Below are 17,785 nucleotides of genomic sequence, written 5' to 3'. Positions count from 1 at the left end.
GGTATTGATTGAAAGGTCGCAGACCCGCGAAACGGACCGCATACTTGAGCCTTCGCAAAGCATGCTGAGGATTTGGACGCGGGCCTGAACCGGGAGCTTGTTCATGGCTCCCGCTATACTGAACTTTATGCGTCAGGCATTTGTTCAATTTGAATTTTGTACTTCTCTCGCATCAGCCGGTTTATTTTCTCATTCACGGAGTCACTGGAGCGCCTCACAGCCTCGGTCAGACCACGCTCTAACTCATTGGAATCATTTGGGTTCGACTGTGTACGGGTGGGTTTTCGGTCCCTGTGGGATGGAATTTTAGTGCGCACCTGAACCTCCTATGCGAGCCGGTGGGTTCCCGTATTTGCGCCAGAAGTAGCGCGGGTTTCTCTCAGCTTCAAAGTAATGTTTGCGTTTTATCCAAACAAACCCCTCGTGCCGTGTGATGAAGGCCACATCGATGGGCCCACCCACCGTGCCTTCGTCCGTGGTTGCCTTTCTTTCTACGGCCGTGATGCTTACCAAAGCCTCCGCGAGTTCGATCAATTCCTGCTTCGGCATCATCGCGATCATTCGGTCGAACTCACGCGAAAATTCATCCGTCAACGACTTTGTCGTTTCGTTTTCATATTCGTCACGAATGACATCGGCCAAGTCTTCAACAAGCTCAGCGCGCTTTTGTCGCTCAGCGCGCGAAAGCCGTTTCGGCCGAGTTTGAGATTCGATGGTCTCGGCCACCTTTCGAACTGCCGTCTGGATATAGTCAGCCGTCTTATCAACGAACTTGGGATCGGCGCCTCCCAAGAGGCGCTGAATAACGTCCGTTTGCGCGAATGAAGTTACCTGGCCGCCATCCAGCGATGTTGCGATCGAATTAGAGTCGCGCGCCGTCACTTTCATCTTTCCCAAGACGCGGCCATCCACCTCAAAGGCATGCACCGCTGGAAACGTCTCGGTAGATCCATATCCCGCAACAACAACGCCGGTGATGGTTGGGCTTGGAACGATGCGCAAAAGAACATTGGCCACTATCGACTTGAACTTAATGGCCTCTCCTTCGTTCAATTGTCTACCCTCAAAACGAGGTTTGCAAAGCTCATCAATCCGATCCGAATAACCAGAAATCACGTCACTTTCTGCGACGCCTTCTAAGCTGTCGGCGATTGGATACTGAGAGATGAGTTTGCTTCTGTCCGTAAGATAAGCATCTACGATCTGCTCAAACGGGGGGAGTTTGATCTTCTTGTTGTTGCTCGCAAGCTCGAAAATCGAAGCCCTTACGGTGGACACCACCGACATTTGAAGCTCAAAAATCTCGGAGATGATTATATCATCTATGTGTTGAGCAGCTTCCTGCGTGGCCATAAGAGAGTGGCCCTCGACATACGTAAGGAAGTCCTTAGCCCAGTCTTGGACTGTGTCTCTGGCCTCGAGCCCCTTTCCCTCTCTGAAATCCTTGACGAGGATCTCCCAAGGAACTCCGATGCAGTCCATGTTCCCGTTGATCATAATGCCGATTGGGAATTGAGGACTTAGCTCGAATAGTTTGTCGGCGGTGTTGAATACCTTTACCCGGCCGCCACCACTGATCGTGACCGCGCTATCAGTTGCTAGAGCAATGCCTAATCTATTCGCTACTGCAATTTCAGTCGTCATTCTTCCGCCAACGCGATGCGGCGGCTTTACGGGCAATCCCTTTTCTTTCTTCGGACGAAAGCCTCTCAGCTCTCGACTTGCCGCCCTTAAGCCCCCATCCCAGCCCAAATCGGATATAGGTCTTACCCGACTCGCGGCTCAGTTGCGACTCGGTTCTTTCGCCCGTAGCGATCTTCGCAACCATGATCGCCGCACCGATAGTGTCAGCGGGGGTCTCTTCTCCCCTCGCGGGCCTTGCGGACTTCCACAATCTCCGATCCCGGCTGGAAGCCTAACATATCAACGTGGCCCCCGGATCGGGACCGCCGACCCCACCGTCCGCGTCTGCGACGTGGAAGCGTCAGTGAAACGCGCAAATGCCATATGCGATAGCCTCGGGGCGAGGGACGTCTTGCGCAATTTCGGAATATTAGAAGAGTATCCCTAAGTTGCCCGACGTGTCAAGTTGCTTGTTCGAACGCCGACCGCCGCCGGCTACTTTGCATGGGGTTGTTTTCGACATTTTGGTTAGCGCCCCTGCGACGGCCACATATTGCTTTAACCGCCCTTGACCGCGCCCGCGGTGAGGCCGGCGACGATCTGCCGCTGCGCCATCACCGTGAGCAGCAGCACCGGCGCCGTCACGATCAGTGCAGCGGCGGCGAGCGGGCCCCAGCTCAACTGGTCGAACGAGATCATGTTGTAGACGGCGACCGGCAGCGTGCGCGTCTCGCGCCCGGCCAGCACGATGCCGAACACAAAATTGTTCCAGGAGAAGATCACCGCGAGGATGAAGGCGACCGCGAGGCCCGGCTTGGCAATCGGCAGCGCGACGTGGCGGAACACCTGCCAGCGCGTGGCGCCGTCGATCAGCGCCGCCTCCTCCAGCTCCAGCGGCGTGGTCTCGAAATAGCCGATCATGATCCAGATCACGATCGGCACCGTGACCACGAGATGGATGATGACCTGCGGCACCAGCGTGCCGAGCAGGCCGAGCCACTGGAACAGCAAGAACAGCGGGATCAGATAGGACAGGCCCGGCGTGATGCGCGCGATCAGGATCACGATCGCGGATTTATGCGCGGCCATCCGCGCGATGCCGTAACCGGCGGGCACGCCGACCAGCATCGCGAGCCCGGTCGCCGAGCCGGTGACGATCAGGCTGTTGGCGAAGTAGGTGAGGAAGCGGTTGGAAGCGAGTACGTCGGCATAGTTCTTCCAGGCGAAATGCTCCGGGATGAACACCGGCGGATAGGCTGCATTGTCGATCTCGAACTTCAGCGACAGCGAGGCCATCCACAGAAAGAACAGGATCGCCGGCGAGACGATGACGAGCACCGAGAGCCACAGCCCGACCCGGCCCAGGATTTGACGCGGGTTCATGCGCCGCCTCCGAGCTCAGCCGTCCACAGCATGCGCTTGCGCAGATAGAGCAGGAGGGCAGCCAACGCGACGATCAAGAGGAAGAACACCACCGCGATGGCCGAGCCGTAGCCGAGGTCGTAATAGACGAAGGCCACGCTGTAGAGATAGACGTTGATGGTCTCCGACGCCGAGCCTGGTCCGCCTTGCGTGATCGCGAAGATGATGTCGAAGCTTTTCACCGCGTCGATCATGCGGATCATGCCGGCGATGAACAAGAACGGCATGATCAGGGGCAGCGTGATGAAGCGGAACACCTGCCAGAAATTGGCGCCGTCGATCTGCGCGCTCTCGTAGGGCTCGGTGGGGATCGCGGCGAGGCCGCCGAGCACGATCAGCATCACCAGCGGCGTCCACTGCCAGGTTTCGACCAGCACCAGCGACGGGATCACCGTCGTCGGGTTGAACACCCAGAGCTGCGGTGGCAGGCCGACCAGCGAGAGCAGATAGTTGAGCACGCCGAGCTGCGGATGGAACATCATGGTCCAGACCAGCGCGATCGCCACTGGCGTTGCCATCATCGGCATGATGAAGATGCCGCGCAGGAAGCCGCGCGCGACGAACTTCTGGTGAAACACGATCGCCGCCAGCGTGCCGAAGACCAGCGGCAGCAGCACCGACAGCGCGGTGTAGAGCAAGGTGTGCCCGACCGCCTCGACGAAGCGCGGGTCGGTCGGCAGCCGCAGGTAATTGGCGAGCCCGACGAAGGTGGTCGGCGAGCCGACCTTCCACTCGTGCATGCTCATCCAGATCGTGAACACCCACGGAAAGATGATCACCGCCAATACGACGACGAGTGCCGGGATCACGAACGGCCAATAGGACGGCGGACGCCATTCGCGCGCCGGCGCAGCCTGTTCGGCTGCGACCGACTCAGTCTGTGTCACCACACTCACGCTTTTTCGCTGCGCTCCAGGATGGGGCGGAATTGCTCGTGCGCCTTCTTCAGCTCGGTGGCCGGATCGGCACCCGACAGCGTTGCGGTCAGCGCCGCGCCGACGATGTCGCGGAACTCGGCGACGGGGATGATGACCGGCAGACCGAGCTTGGAGATCTTGGCAGAGTCGATCACCGACTGCAGCCACTCCTTGGTCTTCACACCCTTCTTCACCTCGGGATCGTCGACGATCGAGTTGCGGAACGGCACGCCGCCGCCGGCCTGCAGCATGCGCGCGCCCTGTCCTTTCGAGACCACCCACTGGCACAGCAGGTAGGCGGCTTCCTTGTTCTTGCTGGCCGCGGCGATGCCGATACCGTCGCCATAGGTCGATGAGAACTGGCCCTTGGGACCCGCCGGCACCAGGGTGTAACCGACCTTGCCGACGACGCGCGAGGCGGTTGGATCTTCCAGCGGAGGTGCCCAGCCATCGGCATCGATCCACATCGCCGAGCGTCCTTGCGTGAAGGAGGCCATCGACTCCATCCAGTTGAAGCCGGCGACGCCGGGAGGCGCCGACTTGGTGAGCAGGCGCTGATAGAGCTTTGTCGCTTCGATCGCCTCCGGCCCGTCGGTCAGGATGTTGCCCTTGGCGTCAAGGAATTCGCCGCCATAATTCAGGTAGAAGTTGGTCCACATCGCCATGTTGGCGTTGCGCAGGCCGCGGCCGACGAAGCCGTAGATGCCTTCCTTCGGATCGGTCAGCTTCTCGGCGGCGACCGCCATCTCGTCCAGCGTCTTCGGGACTTCGACGCCTTTCTTCTGGAACAACTCCTTGTTGTAGTAGAGGATGAAATAGTCGACCGACCACGGCAGCGACAGCATCTGGCCCTTGTCGTTGCGCGCATATTGCAGGCCGGCAGCAGAGAAATCGCTCTCGACGAGATCGGGCAGCGTGAGACTCGGGTCCTTGAGGAAGCCGGACATGTCGGCGAGCCAGCCCGCCTTCTCGAACTGGCGCTTCTGCACGTGATAGCTGAGGTGAACGACGTCGAAGCTCGGTTTTCCGGACGACAGCTCGATCACGCATTTCTGGCGCTGCTGCTGCTCCGGGATCTGCTCAGACTCGACCTTGATGCCGGTCAGGTCAGTGAATTCCTTGATGTATTTCTGCAGATTGTCGCCGCGCGGTCCCTTGGCGAGGATCACCTCGAGCGTGGTGCCGGAATATTTCTTCCAGTTGACCTCGGCGCGGGCGGGAAATCCGGTCAGTCCAAGCGCGCCCGCGGCGGCCGTGCCCGCCAGCATCTGCCGGCGCGAGATCAGGTGATGCGACATGTTTCTCTCCCAAGGGACGGTTCTTATTGGGAGAGATACTAGCGTGTGAACTCCGTCTGCCTAGTCCCCACATGCGCGGCACTGCTGCATAACGCCGCGCCGCGCATCCTCTTAAACCCATCATGCTCGCGCAAAGGCTTCGCGTTTGTCGCTGGAGGCGCCAGCGGAGCGAGCCTCGAAGGATGCACGACCACCAGCCGACCGTCCATCCTTCGAGACGCGCGGAGCCTGTCATCGGGCCGCGCTGCGCGCGGACCCGTTGGCGTTGCTCAGGATGACGGGAACTAGCAGTTAGGCCTGGACGAACGCGAGCAGGGTGCCGTTTGCCACGGCGGGCGGCACACAGATGCTGCTGCCGCTGCCGACGCCGGTCCCGCCCAGCGCGGCCTTCGTCGCGGCGAGATTGGCCGCGATCACAAGGCCCGCGCCGCCGCGATCGGCAAGGCCATCCAGCGAGACGCCCGGATAGCGCTGGCCGAGCTGCTCCTTGGTCAGGAAGACGAAATCGGCACGATCCCCGCCGGAAGGTACTGCGGCGGCACCATCGGCCTCGTTCCTCACGGCGACATCGATCATCTTGGAAAGATGTGCCGCGTCGGTTGCAGGGTCCGGCGAGACGATCAGCACCTGTCTGAGGCGTTTTGCCCCATTGGCGTGCCTCATCAGCTCGGGAATCCACACCGTCTCCCGCGTCTTGTGCTGGCAGGCGAAGATGCGGACGCCGCCCGGCGCTTCCGCGACCGGCCACTGGAAGGTGCGGAATTTTGCCGCCGAGACGGTGCCGTTCGGCAGCGTCACCGGACGCTCGAAATCGGTCGGGCCGATTGGCGCATAGCCACGGGCGCGGATTTCCTCGGCGCCGGCGGCCGAATCCACCGCGGTGAATGCGATCCGCTCGATGCCTTCGCCGCGGTTCTCCAGGAATGCGCGCGCCGGAGCATTGTTTTCTGTCGGCGTCAGCACGCCGAGCAATTCCATGTAGTCGGGATCGAACATGATGGTGTAGTTGCCCGATCCCATATGCGCGCTATGGGTGCCGCGCGGCGACACGGTGAAGCCGAGCCGCTTGTAGTTCTCGGCGGCCTTGTCGAGGTCCTTCACCATGACCACGGCGTGATCAATTCCGATGACGTTCTTGAGTGCCACTTGTTGTCTTCCCGGCTGGAATTTGTTCTGACGCGTCTTCTTCGCGCGAACCGGTATCCACTTCGCTCGAAAACGCTATAAAGCTAACCAGAATGATCGAGCGCCCGCAAGAAAGGATCGTGGATGAGCAGCAATGCCGTACGCTGGCCCAATTCGCTCTGGGCCGCGGTGACACCGTCCGGTCCTGACTGCCCCGAGCTGACCGGTGCGCAACAGGCCGATGTCGTGATCGTCGGCGGCGGCTTCACGGGTCTGTCGACGGCACTGCATTTGCGCGAGGCCAATATCGATGTCGCGATCGTCGAGGCCGCCGAGCCGGGTTGGGGCGCATCGGGCCGCAACAACGGGCAGGTGATCCCGACGCTGTCGCGGCCGGATCCCGAGGACATCGTCGCCAGGCATGGTGCCGCCGGCGAGCGTTTCGTGGCGATGCTCCGCGACAGCGCGTCGACGCTGTTCGATATCGTCAGGCGCTACAATATCGAAGCCGAGCACGAGCAGGCCGGCTGGGTGCAGCCGGTGCACTCGCCGGGCCGCATCAAGATCGCGGAGCGGCGGGTGCGGCAATGGTCGAAATTCGGCGCGCCGGTCGAACTGCTGTCGCGCGACCAGGTCCGCGACATGCTCGGATCGGATGCATGGTACGGCGGATTCTGGAACAGGACCGGCGGGCATATCAATCCGCTGGCGCTGGCGAGGGGCCTGGCGCGCACCGTGCTCGGGCTTGGTGCGCGCATCTACGCCCGTTCACCGGCGACGAGTTTCGAGCGTCGCGGTGACCGATGGGTGGTGAAGACGGAGAGGGGCGAAATCTCCGGCCGCGCGCTGGTGGTCGCGACCAACGCCTATAGCGGCGAGTTTTCGACATCGCTGGTGCCGCAAATCGCCCATGAGGTGATGCCGGTGCTATCCTGGCAGATGGCGACCCAGCCGCTGTCTGACAATGTCCGCAAAACCATCATCCCTGGCCGGCTTGCGATGTCGGATACTCATGGTGAGCTCTATTTCGCGCGCTACGACGCCCGCAACCGCCTCGTTACCGGTGGCGCGGTGATCGGCCCCGGCGACAAGGCCGCGCGGCTGAAGGCGCGGGTGACGGAGCGGTTACAGCGGCTATGGCCGCAGATCGGCGACGTCTCGTTCGACTATGTCTGGAACGGCTATGTCGGCATGACTTCGGACTTCCTGCCGCGGATCCACCGGCTCGGCCCGAATGCGTTCGGCTGGACCGGCTGCAACGGCCGCGCCGTGGCGCTGACAATGCCGCTCGGCCGGGAACTCGCGAAGGCGGTGCAGGGCGTGCCGGAGGGGGAGCTCGCGCTGCCGTTCACCGAGCCGGTGACGATCCCGGCGCACGGCCTGATGCGCAAGCTCGCGCCGCTGATGCTCTTGGTCTATCGCCGGCGGGACGCGCGGGAGATGTAGAGAATGGAGGGGCCGGCCGAGCGCTGTGTTCTCGAGGATTCGGCCGCTGGCGGATAGTTTCATGGAAACCACGACCTGACGCAGGCATTATTGCCACGTACCGATCCTGGGAGGTGGGTATGGCGAGGAAGCGCATTGGTATTCTCACGGGCGGCGGTGACGTCCCCGGCCTCAACGCGGTGATCAAGAGCGTGACTTATCGCGGCAGTGAGGATGACATTGAGGTCGTCGGTCTCCGCCGTGGTTGGGAAGCCCTTACCCACCTGGACCTCGACGACCCTGCGAGCAAGTCTCACTACGTGATCCCACTGAACCGGGAAAACACGCGCGTCATCGACCGGCGCGGCGGCACCGTGCTGCATTCGAGCCGCACCAATCCATCCAAGATGAAGAAGTTGCCCGATCATCTCGCGGGCGAGGACTTTCCGGTTTCAGAGAGCACCAAGGGGGGTATCGCAACCAGGACATGGGACCTCACCGGCCAGGTGCTGGCAAACCTCGCCGGGCTCGGCATCGAACATCTGATCGCCATCGGCGGAGATGATACGCTCAGCTATGCGGACAAGCTCAATGGACTCGGCGTCAAGATCATTGCCATCCCGAAGACGATGGACAACGACGTCCGCAACACCGAGTACTGCATCGGCTTCTCGACCGCGATCACGCGCGCGAGCGATGCCATCCAGCGGCAACGTACCACCGTCGGCTCGCACGAGCGAATTGGCATTTTTCGCATCTTCGGTCGCGATGCCGGATTTACGGCACTCTACACCGCATACGCGACCTCGATCCGCTGCGCCATACCGGAGTACAAGGTCAGTCTCGACAAACTGATCCAGCTTCTCCTCGAGGACAAGCACGCCAATCCGAGCAACTACGCGCTGATCGTGCTCAGCGAGGGCGCGGAGTGGGAGGACTACAAGGTACAGGAATTCGGCGAGCCTGACGCCTACGGTCACCGCAGGAAGGCGAGCGTCGCCGAAGCGTTCGCCGATGAGATCAAGCGGCGCGCCGGCGAGGAGACTATCGTCTCTGACCTCACCTATGACCTGCGATCGGGCGATCCGGACTTCATCGACAAGCTTGTGGCGCTGACGTTCGGCAACATGGCCTACGACGCCGTGCTGGAAGGCAAGACCGGCCTCATGTCGGCGCTGGTCGAGGGCCGCTACGACCTCGTGCCGATCCCCGATCCCAAGCTCGGGCCGCGCAAGCTGGACGTCGCAAGTTCGTACAACACGGAGCGCTACCGTCCGCTCTATTCGAACAAGCGGGGATTGCCGATCTTTCTCAACCGCGCTTCATAACCCGGGAGGTGGTAACCCCGTCGAGCACGACCGACTATTCCGAATGCGCCGTTTGCCCGCGGCTCGCACGTGATGCCGTCCGGACTGCTGAAGCGTTTGCGGCTGCGCGAGGAGCGCACGCCGGAGGCGGCCGAGTGGGGAGCCCCCGCGGGCCCGCGCGCGCTGGCTACACGATCGCCGTGTCGTGCTCGCGAGCGAACACGCCACCGGGGATCGCGGCGAGCAATGCCTGGGTGTAGGGGTTTTGCGGGTTGCCGAACACCTCGGCGGTCAGACCTTGCTCGACCACGACGCCATCCTTCATCACGGCGACGAGATCGCAGATCTGCGCGGCGACGCGCAGGTCATGCGTGATGAAGATGATGGAGAGCCCGAGCTGCTGGCGCAGCCCGGCGAGCAATTTAAGGACTTGCGCCTGCACCGAGACGTCGAGCGCCGATACCGGCTCGTCGGCGACCAGCACATCCGGCTTCAGCGCAAGCGCGCGCGCCAGTCCGATGCGCTGACGCTGGCCGCCGGAGAATTCATGGGGGAAGCGATCGCTGGCGGATGGGTCGAGGCCGACCAGCTCGAACAGCGTCTTGGCTTCCGCGATTGCCACGGCCGGATCCGCGCCATGCACGATCGGTCCCTGCGCGACCAGCTCGGCCGCCTTGCGGCGCGGGTTGAGCGAGGCGAAGGGATCCTGAAACACCATCTGGATGTGGCGGGTCTCACGGCGGACCTCGTCGTGTCTGAGTTTCGCCCAATCTTTGCCGTCGAGCAGGATTGATCCGGTGTCGGGATCGATCAGCCGCACGATGCAGCGGGCCAGCGTCGATTTGCCCGACCCGGATTCGCCGACGATGCCGAGCGTCGCACCGCGCGGCAAATGCAGCGAGACGTTCTTCACCGCTTCCGTCACCCGCGCACCGCGGCCGAGGAAGCCGCCGGTGCGGTAGGTCTTGGAGACGCGATCAATGGTCAGGACGTCCTTGCCCGAGAGGATACGTGGCGGCGGCGCCTTGAGCGGCGGCACGGCGGCGATCAGCTGCCTGGTATAGGCATGCTGCGGATCGCTCAGCACACCGTCGGCCGTACCCTGTTCGACGATCGCGCCGTGCTGCATCACCACCACGCGATCGGCGATCTCGGCGACCACGCCGAAATCATGGGTGATAAACAGCACCGCGGTCTTCTTGCGCTGCTGCAGGTCGCGGATCAGCTTCAGGATCTGCGCCTGCGTGGTGACGTCGAGCGCCGTGGTCGGCTCGTCTGCGATCAGGAGCTTCGGGTCGAGCGCGAGCGCCATCGCGATCATGGCGCGCTGGCGCTGTCCGCCCGAGAGCTCGTGCGGATAGGCCTTCGCGGCGGCCTTGGGATCGGGGATGCGGACGTCGTCGAGCAGCGCCAGCACCCGCGCATTGATCTCGGCCTTCGACAGGCGGGAGTGGATCGAGAACATCTCGCCGATCTGGTCACCGATGGTGCGGAGTGGATTGAGCGCCGTCATCGGCTCCTGGAAGACCATTGCGATCCCGGCGCCGCGCACGTCGCGCATCTCCGCAGGGCTTGCCGCGCAGAGATCGCGGCCGTCGAACATCATCCGGCCCCGCTCGATGGTCACCTCGTTCGGCAACAACCGCATGATGGCGTTGGCCATCATCGACTTGCCGGAGCCGGATTCTCCGACCACGCAGAGGATCTCGTTGGAGGCGATCGAGAGCGAGACATCGGCGAGCGCATACGTCCGGTCCGCGCCTTTCGGCAGGCGGACCGTCAGCCCGTCGAGCGAAAGAACAGCGTCGCTCATCGGCTCTTCAACCTCGGATTGAACGCGTCGTTGAGGCCCTGGCCGACCAGCGAGACCGCGAGCACGGTGACGAGGATCGCAATGCCGGGGATCGCCGAGACGTACCACTGCACCCGCAGCACGTCGCGGCCGAGCCCGATCAGATTGCCCCAGGAGGCCACGTTGGGGTCGGACAGCCGCAGGAAAGCGAGCGCGCTTTCCAGCAGGATCGCGACCGCCATCACCACGCTGGCATAGACGATCACCGGCGGCAGCGCGTTGGGCAGGATTTCGCCGAGGATGAGCTGAATGTCCCGCATGCCAAGCGTCTTGCCGGCCTGCACGAATTCGCGATTGCGCAGCGACAGGAACTCGGCGCGGGTGAGCCGCGCCGGCGCCGGCCACGAGACCACGCCGACCGCGATCGTCACCGTCGTCAGCGTCGAGCCGAACACGGCGACCAACACCAGGAGCAGCACGAAATTCGGCAAGGTCTGGAACGCTTCCGTGATCCGCATCAGCACATTGTCGACCCAGCCGCCGTAATAGCCGGCGAAGGCGCCGACCAGGATGCCGATCAGGATCGCGATCACGGTGGCGACCCCGCCGATTAGAAGCGAGATCCGCGCGCCATGGAAGATCTGCGCGGCGATGTCGCGCCCGGAATTGTCGGTGCCGAGCGGGAAGCGCGGGTTGGAGAACGGCCAGATCAGTGGGCGCCCGGCGAGCGCCAGCGGATCGCGCGGATAGAGCCAGCCCGCGCTGATCGCCATCGCGATGACGAGCAGGAGCAGGACCAGGCCGACGACGGCCGCGGGGCTGCGGAAGTAGCGTTTCACGGCGTCCATCGCTAGCCCTCCGCCGCGATGCGCGGATCGAGCCGCGCGTAGAGCAGGTCGACCACGAAGTTCACGACGATGACGAGCAGGGCGGAGACGAACACGATGCCGAGCAGGGTGTTGAGGTCGCGCTGCACGACCGACTCATAGGCGAGGCGTCCGAGACCGGGCAGCGAGAACACGCTTTCCACCACCACCGAGCCGCCCAGCATGGTGCCGGCCTGCAGCCCGATCAGCGTCACCATCGGCAGCAGCGCGTTGCGCAGCACGTGGCGGGTGATGACATGGGTTTCGTCCAGCCCCTTGGCGCGCGCGGTGCGGACGAAATCGAGGTTCAGCACCTCCAGCATCGAGGCGCGCATGATGCGCAGATACACCGCGAGGAAGATCAGCCCGAGCGTCAGCGTCGGCAGCACGAGATGAGCGGCGATGTCGAGCAGGTGCCAGATCCCGGTCTGCACGGTGCCGATGTCCTCGAAACCGCCCGGCGGCAGCCATTGCAGGTAAACCGAGAACACCACGATTGCCATCAGGCCGAACCAGAAGGATGGCGTGGCGTAGAAGATCAGGCCCAGTGTCGAGATCAGCGTATCAGGCCAGCGGTTGACGCCGCGCGCCGCGATCACGCCGAACACCAGGCCGAAGAAGAACGCGAACGACAGCGACGCGGTCATCAAAAGGATGGTCGGCGGGAGCCGCTCCAGGATCACGGTCGCCACCGGCTTGCCGTAGATCGAGGAGAAGCCGAGATCGAGCCGCACCAACCGCCAGAGATATTGCGCAAGCTGCACCGGGACCGAGACGTCGAGGCCGTAGAACTTGCGCAGCGCCTCCGCGGTCGCGGCGTCGCCGCTGCCCATCTGCGCCATCAGCGCGTCGACGGTGTCGCCCGGCGCGAGCTGCAGCAGCAGGAACACGCCGATCAGGATCAGGAACAGGGTCGGTATCGAGGCGGCAAGTCGCCGCCCCGCGAGGCTCAGGATACGCATGCCTTATTGTGGCTGATAAGGGGTTAGAGCGCGACGATTTTCGTCGCGCCATTTCGATCTATTCGTCAAGAAACTAATTTCAGCCGACTAGTCCGCGCCGGCCAACTCCTCATCCTGAGGAGTTTGCGCAGCAAGCATCTCGAAGGATGAGGCCGCTGGCCGCGCCTCATGGTTCGCCTGGCGATCCGAGGATCGTCCGGAGACGCGCTTCGCGCTCCTCGCGATGAGGGGTGAACCCTCAGGTCGAAAGCCAAAGATCGTACCAGCTCGTCGAACCCCAGCGCGGCGTGTTGGAGTGGTTGCGTGCTTTCGCCGTGATGACGGTGACGAAGATCTGCTCGATCGGCATCCAGACCGGCAGCTCGGTGTTCACCTCCTTGACGAACTCGGCATAGAGCGCCTTGCGCTTGGCCGGATCGAGCTCGGTCAAGGCGTTGTCGATGGTGGTGTCGACCGTCTTGTTCTCCCAACCCCACTGGTTGGTCCACGGTGCGCCCTTGGGCTGGCCGGAGCGGTACCAGACTGTGGTCGAGACCGCGGGGTCGTTGCGGTACTGGTGCCAGCCGGTGGCGAGGTCGAAGGCGTGGTCGCCATAGACCTGCTTGAGGAAGCCGGCGCCGTCATTGCGCACGATGTCGACCTGGATGCCGACCTCGGAGAGCGACTGCTGCACGAAGGTCGACCACAGCGAGATGTCCTCGCCCCACGGCGCCGGCAAGAGCTTCAGCGAGAAGCGATTGCCCCCGGTCGCCTTGTAACCGGCCTCGTCGAGCAGCGCGATCGCCTTGGCCTTGTCGTAGGGGTATTGCGGCGTGTTGGGGCCAGGATAGAAGTCGGTCGAGGTCGAGGGGATCGGCCCGGTGCCGAGCTTGGCGAAATCGCCGAGGAAGTTCTCGATGAAGAACGGTACGTTGATCGCGTGCGCGATGGCGCGGCGGACGCGGATGTCGGACAGCTCCTTGCGGCGGAAGTTGAACTCGATGGTGTTGGTGCGGGCGTTGCCCTCATTTCCCTTGGTGGTGACAATGAAGCGCTTGTCCTTGCCGAGCCGCGCCATGTCGGAGATCGTCAGCCCGGAGAACGGGCTGTACTGCAGCTCGCCGGCCTCCATCTGCGCGGCTGCGGCAGCGCGGTCGGTGATCACCTTCCAGACGATGCGGTCGAGATAGGGGGCGTTGGGTCGCCAGTAATCCGGATTGCGGTCGGCGATGATGTACTGGCCGCGCTCGTATTTGACGAATTTGAACGGGCCGGTGCCGACCGGCGCCAGATTGACCGGGTTCTGCCTGATGTCGCCGCTCTCATAGAGATGCTTGGCGGAGACGTAGCCGAGGTCGGGCAGAGCCCGGAGCAGCAGGTTCAGCGGCATCGGCCGCTCGTAGCGGAAGATCGCGGTCTGCGGATCGGGCGTGTCGACGGCGGTGAGGAACAGCTGCAGCGTCGATCCGTAGTTGAGGATCTTCTTCCACATGTTCATGGCCGTGAATTCGACGTCGGCCGAGGTGAACGGCTTGCCGTCGTGCCAGGTGACGCCCTTGCGCAGCTTGAAGGTGATGGTCTTGCCGTCCGGCGTCGCCTCCCAGCTTTCGGCGAGCACACTGACCGGCTGGCCGTTGGCATCGAGGTCGACCAGATTCTCCTGGATCTTGCCGCCGATGATGTAGACGCCGGTCGAAGCCTGGATGCTCGGGTTGAGCTGGCGCTGCTCGGCACCGTAATGGACGTTGAACACGCCGCCCTTGCGCGGGGTCTCCTGCGCAAAGGCTCGCACCGGATTGATGACGTTGGCCGCGATGGCGGCCGAGGTCAAAAGGGCCATGCGGCGGTTGATCTCGAGACGGGTCAAGTCCATACGCGGGTCTCCAAGGCTTACATAAAGGCTACATCGGATCGCCTGCCATCTGGTCACGGCGGGCTTTCGCCGATGTTACGATGGAACGGGAACGCAAGTCATTTTCTAAAGCCTCGGCCTTTTGGAGGATCATTTCCAAAACCTGAAGTCGCACGCCACTGCGCTCCGCAACTGGCATTTGCCCTGCATCACGCCGCGCATTGACGGCATCAATCGTGCGCGGTGATTCTCTCAGGGGGCCGGTTTTGCGCGTGCCGCGATGCGCGCAAACACTGTTTTTTCAGGGGTCTGAAGCGCCTTGACTTGGAAAAACCCCGAAAAAATCGCTGATTCGGAGGCTGTCCACAGCGATATTGCTGGGGGGAGTGCAGAAAACCCTGTCTTTTTCGGCATTTTCCGCCATATCGTGCCCACTCCAGAATCAATGGAGCAACCATGGCTACCCAATTGTCGAAGTCGCAAGTGATCGAGAAGATCGCGACCACCACCGAACTCTCCAAGCGCGATGTCAAGAACGTGTTGGACACGCTCGTCGATGTCGGCCACAAGGAGCTGAAGAAGAACGGGGTGTTCCTCGTCCCCGGCTTCGCGAAGTTCGTCGTGGTCAAGAAGCCTGCGACCAAGGCGCGCAAGGGCACCAACCCCTTCACGGGCGAAGAGATGATGTTCAAGGCCAAGCCGGCCCGGAAGATCGTCCGCGCACGGCCGGTCAAGGCCGCCAAGGACGCGGTTTAAGAATAGAAGGCCTCCGGTGACGGAGGCCTTTTGCTTTTTGAGCCGTCGGTTGCCTGCCCGCCAGAGCGTTTTCGAGCGAAGCGGACACCGGTTCGCGTGAAGAAAGCGCGCCAAAGCACAACCTGGAGCGCCGGTCCTGACTGAATCGGGATCGGCGCCCTAGACCACCGGCGATCGGCCGCCGTCGACATTGATCGCGGTGCCGGTGATGTAGGAGCCCTGCTCGGACGCGAGGAAGCAGGCGAGGTTGGCGAACTCCTCCGCCGTGCCGATGCGGCCGAGCGGCGTGCCCCTGGCAAGGCCCTTCGCGAACTCCTCGAAATCCATGTTCGGCGCTTGCGCTGCGTGGCGCTTGACCCACTGATCGCTCATGATCAGGCCGACCAGCAGCGCATTCACCAGAATATTGTGCTCGCCACCCTCGTTGGCCATGACCTTGGTCAGCGCCATGCCGGCCGCGCGCGACACCGAGGTCGGCGCGGAATGGCCCGCCGGCGCCTTGGCAAAGGTGTTGAGCACGTTGATGATGCGGCCCCATTTGCGCTGCTTCATCCCTCCCCACACCAGCCGGCTGAAGCGGATCGCCGCGAACAGCTTCAGATCGAAGTCTTCCTGCCAGGCCTCATCGCTGATGCTCTCGAATGCCAAGGTGCGCGCCGTGCCGGCATTGTTGACGAGTACGTCGATCCCACCGAGATCGGCGACGATCCGCTCATGGGCCTTGGCGATGTCGGCGGCCTTCGAGACGTCGCAGACGTAATCGCGCACCACGAGTCCGTCCTTGGCCAGCGTGTCGCGCGCGGCCGCGAGGTCGGCCGCGCCGCGGGCGAGGATCGCGACCCTGGCGCCGGATTCGGCAAATCGCCGCGCCACCGCGATCCCGATGCCCTTGCTGCCGCCGGTCACCACGGCGACGCGGTCCTTCATTGACAAGTTCATTGTTGTTCTCTCCCTGAGGCTGGCCCGGAGAGAAGCGTATCAAACCGAAAGTGCGACCAACAAGGTCATGCAGAGCAGGTGTGCTGCGACGATGAGCGATAGATGGAGCGGGCCGGACATGGGAGGTCTCCATGATCGTGCGCGGTCTCATGGGGCGTCAGGTGAGCACCGCCGTTCGGCTCCCTCACCCTGAAAGGGGGAGGGCGGGGTGGGGGTTGCTCTCCGCGAGCGCTGGCGTTCGCGGAGGTAGGATCCCCACCCGGTTTGCTGCGCAAACCGACCTCCCCTTTGCAAGGGGAGGTGAAGGCGCGCCTGCTAGCTAATTCAAGCTCGCACCCGCCGTGAAGCTGCGATCGACGGCCTTGCCGACATCCAGCGTCTTGCCGAGAATGCCGTAACGCGTGGCGCGGTCGGAGGCCGCCTGCACCTCCTGCACCACCGCTTCGTCGATCACGATCGGGCTCGTCTTTTGCGCAGTGTAGGCGGCGAGCAGCACGTCCTCCGGCAGCCTGGTCAGGTCGGCGGTGTTCTTGGCATATTCGGCAAGATGATCGAGCGACCACAGCCGGGCCTTGTTCAGCCGCTGCACCAGATCCTGCACCGCCGCGCGCTTGGTCGCGATCGCATTGTCGGAGGCGACGATGAAGGTGACGGTCGGCGTCAGGCCTTCGCCATCGGCGACGACACGCGCGTTGTCCTTCAACTTGGCATAGGAGACGTAGGGCTCCCAGACCGCCCAGGCGTCGATCGAGCCGGCGAGCAGCGCGATCTTGGCATCGACCGGGCCGAGCGGCGCGAAGGTCGCGTCCTCGATCCGGTTGCCGGTCTTCTCGAGGGTCGCGTCGATCAGGAATTGACCCCAGCCGCCGCGGGTGCCGGCAAGGCGCTTGCCCTTGAGATCGGCGGCCGTCTTGATCGGGGAGTCCGCGCGCACCAGGATTGCCTGCGTCTTCGGGTCGGCGCGCGTGCCGCCGATCGCCTTGATCGGCGCGCCGGCGGCATAGACGGTGAGGAATGCGAGATCGCCGGTATAGCCGACATCGAGCGCGCCGGCGTTGAGCGCTTCGAGGATCGGGGCTGCCGCCGGGAATTCCGACCATTCGATCTTGTAAGGCAGGTCCTTGGCCTGTCCGGAAATCTCCAGCAGCGAGCGGTTGCCGCCCTTCTGGTCGCCTACGCGAAGCACGATTGTGTCGGCGGCGAGAGCCGCAGCCGACGTCGACAGCGCGACGGCGGTCGCGAACAACGCGGCCGCCGCGCGGCGAGTTAAGGAATGAGGGAAGCCCGAACGTATGAGTTTGCGCATATCCGTTTCTTTCTGATTCATTCGCCGGGGCGTGGAAGACGCCTCGGCGTTTGAGCAAGTCTATGAGCGGTGCGTTTGCCGTCAACGAAACGGAAAACTGAATTCGCGGCAGCCGTCACAAAGAAGCTCTCGTTTTGCATCACCGAATAGAACGCTTGATGTGCGAGATCATGCAGCGCTCACATTCCGAGCAGTTCGAATCTCCGACCAATCTGC

At 63.0% G+C, this 17,785-nt stretch carries 14 protein-coding genes; 3 read left to right on the top strand and 11 right to left on the bottom strand.

The features are described 5' to 3' along the window. Nucleotides 1-306: 306 nt before the first annotated feature. The 5 genes from P6U25_RS26455 to P6U25_RS26435 form a co-directional block, all read right to left on the bottom strand. Nucleotides 307-1,644 (bottom strand): hypothetical protein, encoded by a 1,338-nt coding sequence (locus P6U25_RS26455; RefSeq protein WP_407147698.1) that lies wholly within the window; start codon nucleotides 1,642-1,644, stop codon nucleotides 307-309. 537 nt (nucleotides 1,645-2,181) lie between these two features. Beyond that, complete coding sequence (locus P6U25_RS26450; RefSeq protein WP_407147697.1) at nucleotides 2,182-3,006, bottom strand: carbohydrate ABC transporter permease; 825 nt, start codon at nucleotides 3,004-3,006, stop codon at nucleotides 2,182-2,184. Then, entirely contained in the window at nucleotides 3,003-3,941 is a 939-nt protein-coding gene (locus P6U25_RS26445; protein ID WP_407147696.1) for a carbohydrate ABC transporter permease, read from the bottom strand. The genes P6U25_RS26450 and P6U25_RS26445 overlap by 4 nt, the downstream gene beginning before the upstream one ends. Continuing rightward, nucleotides 3,938-5,260: an ABC transporter substrate-binding protein gene (locus tag P6U25_RS26440; RefSeq protein ID WP_407147695.1), complete on the bottom strand. Its 1,323-nt coding sequence runs from the start codon at nucleotides 5,258-5,260 to the stop codon at nucleotides 3,938-3,940. The genes P6U25_RS26445 and P6U25_RS26440 overlap by 4 nt, the downstream gene beginning before the upstream one ends. A gap of 291 nt (nucleotides 5,261-5,551) precedes the next feature. Further along, the gene (locus P6U25_RS26435; RefSeq protein WP_407147694.1) at nucleotides 5,552-6,406 is read right to left on the bottom strand and encodes a VOC family protein; all 855 of its coding nucleotides are present in this window, start codon (nucleotides 6,404-6,406) and stop codon (nucleotides 5,552-5,554) included. A 123-nt stretch (nucleotides 6,407-6,529) separates the two neighbouring features. On the opposite strand from P6U25_RS26435, the gene P6U25_RS26430 reads away from it, so the two are divergent. Together P6U25_RS26430 and P6U25_RS26425 are read left to right on the top strand one after the other, a co-directional pair. Then, nucleotides 6,530-7,831 (top strand): NAD(P)/FAD-dependent oxidoreductase, encoded by a 1,302-nt coding sequence (locus P6U25_RS26430; RefSeq protein WP_407147693.1) that lies wholly within the window; start codon nucleotides 6,530-6,532, stop codon nucleotides 7,829-7,831. A gap of 119 nt (nucleotides 7,832-7,950) precedes the next feature. Further along, nucleotides 7,951-9,138, top strand: a complete 1,188-nt coding sequence (locus P6U25_RS26425; RefSeq protein ID WP_407147692.1) for a 6-phosphofructokinase — start codon at nucleotides 7,951-7,953, stop codon at nucleotides 9,136-9,138. 166 nt (nucleotides 9,139-9,304) lie between these two features. On the opposite strand, the gene P6U25_RS26420 is transcribed toward P6U25_RS26425, so the two are convergent. The 4 genes from P6U25_RS26420 to P6U25_RS26405 form a co-directional block, all read right to left on the bottom strand. Continuing rightward, nucleotides 9,305-10,930 (bottom strand): ABC transporter ATP-binding protein, encoded by a 1,626-nt coding sequence (locus tag P6U25_RS26420; RefSeq protein WP_407147691.1) that lies wholly within the window; start codon nucleotides 10,928-10,930, stop codon nucleotides 9,305-9,307. After that, nucleotides 10,927-11,757 carry an ABC transporter permease gene (locus P6U25_RS26415; protein ID WP_407147690.1) on the bottom strand — a complete coding sequence of 277 codons (831 nt, stop codon included), beginning with the start codon at nucleotides 11,755-11,757 and terminating at the stop codon, nucleotides 10,927-10,929. The genes P6U25_RS26420 and P6U25_RS26415 overlap by 4 nt, the downstream gene beginning before the upstream one ends. A 2-nt stretch (nucleotides 11,758-11,759) precedes the next feature. Beyond that, on the bottom strand, nucleotides 11,760-12,737 hold the full coding sequence (locus tag P6U25_RS26410) for an ABC transporter permease (RefSeq protein ID WP_407147689.1): 978 nt from the start codon (nucleotides 12,735-12,737) through the stop codon (nucleotides 11,760-11,762). 238 nt (nucleotides 12,738-12,975) lie between these two features. Then, entirely contained in the window at nucleotides 12,976-14,589 is a 1,614-nt protein-coding gene (locus P6U25_RS26405; protein WP_407147688.1) for an ABC transporter substrate-binding protein, read from the bottom strand. Nucleotides 14,590-15,024: 435 nt separating this feature from the next. On the opposite strand from P6U25_RS26405, the gene P6U25_RS26400 reads away from it, so the two are divergent. Next, entirely contained in the window at nucleotides 15,025-15,324 is a 300-nt protein-coding gene (locus tag P6U25_RS26400; protein ID WP_280976603.1) for an HU family DNA-binding protein, read from the top strand. Nucleotides 15,325-15,483: 159 nt separating this feature from the next. Here the strand turns inward: P6U25_RS26400 and P6U25_RS26395 are convergent, their stop codons facing one another. Continuing rightward, nucleotides 15,484-16,263, bottom strand: coding sequence for an SDR family oxidoreductase (locus tag P6U25_RS26395; protein WP_407147687.1), 780 nt, complete (start codon nucleotides 16,261-16,263; stop codon nucleotides 15,484-15,486). A 319-nt stretch (nucleotides 16,264-16,582) separates the two neighbouring features. Further along, complete coding sequence (locus P6U25_RS26390) at nucleotides 16,583-17,569, bottom strand: ABC transporter substrate-binding protein (RefSeq protein ID WP_407147686.1); 987 nt, start codon at nucleotides 17,567-17,569, stop codon at nucleotides 16,583-16,585. Between the last annotated feature and the right edge of the window lie 216 nt (nucleotides 17,570-17,785).

The organism is Bradyrhizobium sp. ORS 86 (genome assembly GCF_045571475.1).
Lineage (GTDB): Bacteria > Pseudomonadota > Alphaproteobacteria > Rhizobiales > Xanthobacteraceae > Bradyrhizobium.
This window is presented reverse-complemented; position numbering and strand designations above follow the sequence as displayed.